The sequence below is a fragment of the Dietzia sp. DQ11-44 genome (assembly GCF_014145205.1).
GTDB lineage: Bacteria > Actinomycetota > Actinomycetes > Mycobacteriales > Mycobacteriaceae > Dietzia > Dietzia natronolimnaea.
In genome coordinates, this window is record NZ_JAALEC010000491.1 from 1 (window position 1) to 5,495 (window position 5,495).

A 5,495-nucleotide genomic window follows, 5' to 3' on the forward strand; every position below is an offset into this window, starting at 1 on the left:
CCGCCGATCCTAGGCCGGTCCTGCGCGGGGGTGCGAGCCGGGACCGTCACTAGGATGGTGCGCATGACAGCCCCAGACGTCCGTGTCCGTTTCTGCCCGTCGCCCACCGGTACTCCTCATGTGGGGCTCGTCCGGACGGCGCTGTTCAACTGGGCTCACGCCCGGCACACGGGCGGGACCTTCGTCTTCCGCATCGAGGACACCGACGCCGCACGCGACTCGGAGGAGTCCTACCAGGCCCTGCTCGACGCGCTCCGGTGGCTCGGGCTGGACTGGGACGAGGGTCCGGAGGTGGGCGGTCCGTACGCCCCCTACCGCCAGTCCGAACGACGCGACCAGCACCTCGATGTGGTGCGCAGGCTCGTCGACGCCGGTGAGGCCTACGAGTCCTTCTCGACCGCCGACGAGGTCGAGGCGCGCCACCGGGCGGCCGGGCGCGACCCCAAACTGGGGTACGACGGCTTCGACCGCGACCTGACGGAGGAGCAGAAGCAGGCCTACCGGGACGAGGGCCGTGGCGCCGTGATCCGGCTGCGGATGCCGGACGAGGACCTCGGGTGGGACGACCTCGTCCGCGGGGAGACCGTGTTCAAGGCCGGCACCGTTCCGGACTTCGCGCTCACCCGGGGCAACGGGATCCCGCTGTACACCCTGGTCAACCCGGTGGACGATGCGCTCATGCAGATCACCCACGTCCTGCGCGGCGAGGACCTGCTCAGCTCGACCCCCAGGCAGATCGCGCTCTACCGTGCGCTCACCCGGATCGGGGTCGCAGACCGTGTGCCCGAGTTCGGGCATCTGCCGTTCGTGATGGGGGACGGCAACAAGAAGCTGTCCAAGCGGGACCCCGAGTCGGATCTGTTCCTGCACCGCGACCGCGGCATGCTGCCCGAGGGGCTGCTCAACTACCTGGCGCTGCTGGGCTGGGGACTGTCGGACGACCGCGACGTGTTCTCCCTCCGGGAGATGGTGGAGGCCTTCGACGTGCGCCAGGTCAATGCCAACCCCGCGCGCTTCGACCAGAAGAAGGCGGACGCGATCAACGCCGAGCACATCCGGCGGCTCCCGCCGGAGGAGTTCGCGCGACGGCTGCGGGACTTCCTCGAGGCACACCCGTCCGAGGACGGACTCACGCTGCCCGCGGAGCTGGACGGTGATCGTTGGGCGGTGCTCGCGGATCTGGTGCAGACCCGCATCGTCGTGCTGTCCGACGCGTGGGACCTGATCCGCTTCCTGGTGGTGGACGAGTCGGAGTTCGTCGTCGACCCCGGGTCCGCCGCCAAGAACCTCAAGGCCGATGCGCGCGAGGTGGTGGACGCGGCGGCGGCCGCACTGGAGTCGGTGCCGGAGTGGTCCACCCCCGCGATCGAGGCCGCGCTCTCCGGTGCGCTGGTCGACGAGCTCGGGCTCAAGCCGCGTAAGGCCTACGGTCCGGTGCGGGTCGCGGTGACCGGATCGCACATCTCCCCGCCGCTGTTCGAGTCGCTGGAACTGCTGGGTCGCGAGGTCACACTGGCCCGCCTGCAGGCCGCGCCCATCGCTGAATGACCTGGCGATTTGCTATTCACCCTCGGTGCTTTGATAGTCTCTTCGAGGTCGCCCCGCACGGGGCGGACAAGTGAATACAGTGGCCTATGGTGTAATTGGCAACACAGCGGTTTCTGGTACCGTCGTTCTAGGTTCGAGTCCTGGTAGGCCAGCTGAGCGCGTTGTAGCGCTCACTGCAGCGGTTCCTCGCGGAGCCGCGTCCTGAGCCCCCGTCGTCTAGCGGCCTAGGACGCCGCCCTCTCACGGCGGTAGCGTGGGTTCGAATCCCATCGGGGGTACACACGAGAACGCCCGGAGCATCATGCTCCGGGCGTTTTCTCGTTCTCGGCCCGGTCCTCTCCACCCCGGTCCTCTCCACCCCGGTACATCCCGGCGCCGTCCTTCTTCCGATCGGGGGAGAACGGACGGACGGGTCCGGTCAACCGGCGGTCGTCACGTCGACCCGCCCCCGTCCTCGGAGCCGGATGAGGTGCCGCGCGTGTTCGTCGAGATCACGGTCCTCCGCGGTCAGCGGGGTCCAGTGGGGGACCGGGGTGGGGCGGAGATCCGGGCCCAGAGCCGCGCACACGGCCAGGCAATGGGTCGTCAGCACCCGTTCGGGTGACGTGGGTTCACCGGACCGGACGTGGACGGACACGTGCATCGTCTCGTGACCGGTGTGCAGGAGCCGGGCCTCCACCTCGACGACGTGGCCGATCTTCACCGGGTGGTAGAAGCGCACCCCGCCGGCGTACACGGAGGTGCACGGGGTGCCCGACCAATGGGTCGCGCACAGGTTCGCGGCGTCGTCGATCCACGACATGATGCGCCCCCCGTGCACGTTGCCGCCCCAGTTCACGTCACCGGGGGCCGCGAGGAACCGCAGGGCCGATCGGGGTGCGGTTCCCGCGTCGGTATAGCTCTGGACGGCCATGGCGTCCTCGATGTCCTTCCGCAGGGCGATGCGCATCACCGCCTCGTCGGACTCGTGGACCTCCAACCGGGAGGCGGGCCGCCAGGACGGCACCGGGGTGGGTCTCCCCTCGCGGACGGCGATGAAGACGACCAGGCACTCCGCGCAGTGGCGGAAGTCGAGGGTCACGGGGTCGCAGGCCCGGACGTCGCACTGGATGTGCATCGAGGTCGATCCCGTGTGGACGAGTCGCGCCGACACCTCGACGAGTTCACCGGCCTCGATCGGCCGCGAGAAGCGGACGTTGCCCACGTAGGCGGTGACGGCGTACCCGCCGGACCACACCGCGGCCTGGGCGTACGCGGCCTTGTCGATCCACTCGAGGATGCGGCCGGTGTGCACCTGGTTCCCGGTGCCGACGTCGGTGGGTGCGGCGAGGAAACGCAGGACGGTCTCTCGGGGAGTGTTCACGCTGGGCAAGCTATCGCCGTCGCGTAACGGGGCGGTTGCCGCGGGTGTGGATCGCGTGTCGGTGTGCTCACCCCGGTCCGGCGGCGCGGTGAGCACGCCACCCGGTCGGCGGGTTCGATCCGCCGCGGGGGTCAGTCGACCGTTTCCTTGAGGGGGTCCTCCCGGATGAACAGCAGCAGCACCGTGGCGATGAGCAGCAGGGGGACCACGACGAGGAAGATCGGCACCAGGGCGTCGTTGTAGGACCCCACGATCGCGTCGTGCAGGGGCCCCGGGAGGCCGGCGAGGATCTCCGGGCTCATCGAGTTCGCCGCGCCGGAGCCCTCGGCGAACGACGCGGCCACCTCGGCCCCCTCCGGCCCCATCGCGGACGCCGCGGCCGGGATCCGGTCGCCCATGAGATCTGCCAGGCGGCTGACGAAGAGCGACCCCACGATCGCCGATCCCAGCGTCCCGCCGATCTGGCGGAAGAAGTTGTTGGACGCGGTGGCGGTCCCGACCATCGAGACGGGGAACGAGTTCTGGACGATCAGGACGAGCAACTGCATGCACAGGCCCAGGCCGAAGCCGAACACGAACAGGACCGCTCCGAGGTGCAGGAGGGTGTCGGCGGCCTCGAGGGAGCTGATGAGCCACAGACCCACGGACATGATGACCGTCCCGACCACGGGGTACCACTTGTAGCGGCCGGTACGGCTCACGATGTTGCCCACGACGATGGAGGTTCCCATCATCCCCGCCATCATCGGGGTCATCATCAGTCCGGCGTCGGTGGGCCCGAGCCCGTGGACCATCTGGATGTAGGTGGGCAGGTAGGTGATGGTCCCGAACATCGCCACGCCGATGATGAGCCCGGCGGCCGTGGAGAGCGCGAAGTTGCGTTCCGCGAACAGCGTCATGGGGATCAGTGGGTGCGGCGATCGCAACTCGACGAGGACGAACGCCGCGGCGCAGATCAGGAACAGCGCCGCGAGGCCGAGGATCACGGGGTCGGTCCACGTGTAGCGGTTACCGGCCCACGAGCAGACGAGGATGAGCGCCGTGGTGGCCGTGACCATGAGGACGGTGCCCGGCCAGTCCGTGCTGCGGCCCGTGCCGCGGGTGGGCAGCTTCAGGTAGAGGACCGCCACCACGAGGGTGAGCAGGCAGATCGGCAGGTTGAACCACAGCGCCCAGCGCCAGCCCGGGCCCTCGGTGAAGAATCCGCCCAGGAGCGGACCGAGGATCGACGACAGTCCGAAGACGGCCCCCATGACCCCCATGTACCGGCCCCTCTGCCGGGCGGGGACGACGTCGGCGACGATCGCCTGCGACAGCACCATCAGGCCGCCACCTCCCAGGCCCTGGATCGCGCGCGAGACGATCAGGATGTCGATGCTCCACGAGAGGGCCCCGAGTACGGAGCCGCCGAGGAACAGCAGGATGGCGGCGACGAAGAGCGGCTTTCGGCCGATCTGGTCCCCGAGCTTGCCGTACACGGGGAGCCCGATGGTCATGGTCAGGAGATAGACGGTGATGACCCAGCTCATCTTGTCGACCCCGCCGAGGTCCGCCACGATCGTGGGCAACGCGGTCGCGAAGATCATCTGGCCCAGGGACACGATGAGCATCCCCAGCAGCAGGGAGGTGAAGACCAGCGGCACGTTGTGGGATGCCGGAGCCGGTCCGGTGGGTCTGCGATCGTCCGTGGCGATCGTGCTGGTGTCGTTCGTGCTGGTGTCGCTCATGACGTGCTTCCCGAGGTCTCAGGGGAGGTGGTCCCGGCCGGTGTGGTCCCGGCCGGCGTGGCGTCGGAGGGCGCGGTGACGAGAAGTGCGAGCTGCCGGAGGGCGAGGGCACATTCGGCGTCGAGGTCGGCGAACGTCGCGGCCTCCCGTGTCAACCAGGTGGACAGCCCGAGGTTGGCCGAGGCGGCCACGAGAGCCACGTAGGCACGTGCCTCCGCCCTGGCCGCGACCCCGTCGAGGCGGCGCAGGGCCGGGTGCCGCTCGAAGTGTTCGGTCACCAGGTCCACCAGACGGAGCTGGAAACGGGATGACGCGGTCACCCGGGCCACCCCGAGGTCCGGGTCGGCCCGGAAGATCTCCGCTCGACGGTGGGCCAGGGTCGCGGTCTGGGCGTCGTCCGCGATCCGCGCGGCCGCGAACGCCGCGAGGAACAGCCTCAGGAGCGCCCCGGGGACGTCCGGGTCGGCAGCGTCGAGGAATTCGCGGCGGACCGCGAGCGGGACGTCCCGGGGCGGCGAACCGATGACGGCGGCCTCCTTCGAGGGCACGTAGTTGAAGAACGTGCGCTTGGAGACCTGGGCGGCGGCGCAGATCTGGTCCACCGTCACACAGTCGTACCCGTGCTCGAGTACTAGGGAGGTCGCGGCGTCCTCGATGGCGAGCATCGTGGCGCGGCGTTTGCGCTCGCGGAGGGAGTCCGGTTCCGGCGGTGAGGTCACCAGGGGAGTCTACAGAAAAGTAGACTGAGTGCATATTTACACCGGGTGAACGGCGATCGGCCCGCCGATTTTGTGGAGCGCCGGTCGGGTCGCTAGAGTCGAGGCGTACCAGGCCCCCGTCGTCTAGCGGCCTAGGAC

Annotated in this window: 4 protein-coding genes and 2 tRNA genes; 3 read left to right on the forward strand and 3 right to left on the reverse strand. The window is 69.4% G+C overall.

The genetic code is table 11. From position 1 onward, the window contains the following. Nucleotides 1-63: 63 nt before the first annotated feature. From gltX to G6018_RS12375, 3 genes are all read left to right on the forward strand, one after another. On the forward strand, nt 64-1,548 hold the full coding sequence (gene gltX, locus G6018_RS12365) for a glutamate--tRNA ligase (RefSeq protein ID WP_182609687.1): 1,485 nt from the start codon (nt 64-66) through the stop codon (nt 1,546-1,548). An 80-nt stretch (nt 1,549-1,628) separates the two neighbouring features. Continuing rightward, nucleotides 1,629-1,700: transfer RNA gene (locus G6018_RS12370), tRNA-Gln, on the forward strand. A 53-nt stretch (nt 1,701-1,753) separates the two neighbouring features. Beyond that, nucleotides 1,754-1,826, forward strand: a tRNA-Glu gene (locus tag G6018_RS12375). A 140-nt stretch (nt 1,827-1,966) separates the two neighbouring features. Here the strand turns inward: G6018_RS12375 and G6018_RS12380 are convergent. From G6018_RS12380 to G6018_RS12390, 3 genes are all read right to left on the reverse strand, one after another. Continuing rightward, nucleotides 1,967-2,911 (reverse strand): hotdog domain-containing protein, encoded by a 945-nt coding sequence (locus G6018_RS12380; RefSeq protein WP_179525507.1) that lies wholly within the window; start codon nt 2,909-2,911, stop codon nt 1,967-1,969. A gap of 131 nt (nt 2,912-3,042) precedes the next feature. Continuing rightward, nucleotides 3,043-4,638 (reverse strand): MDR family MFS transporter, encoded by a 1,596-nt coding sequence (locus G6018_RS12385; RefSeq protein WP_187701084.1) that lies wholly within the window; start codon nt 4,636-4,638, stop codon nt 3,043-3,045. Continuing rightward, nucleotides 4,635-5,357, reverse strand: coding sequence for a TetR family transcriptional regulator (locus G6018_RS12390; RefSeq protein WP_182639757.1), 723 nt, complete (start codon nt 5,355-5,357; stop codon nt 4,635-4,637). Before G6018_RS12390 ends, G6018_RS12385 begins: the two co-directional genes overlap by 4 nt. Nucleotides 5,358-5,495 lie beyond the last annotated feature (138 nt).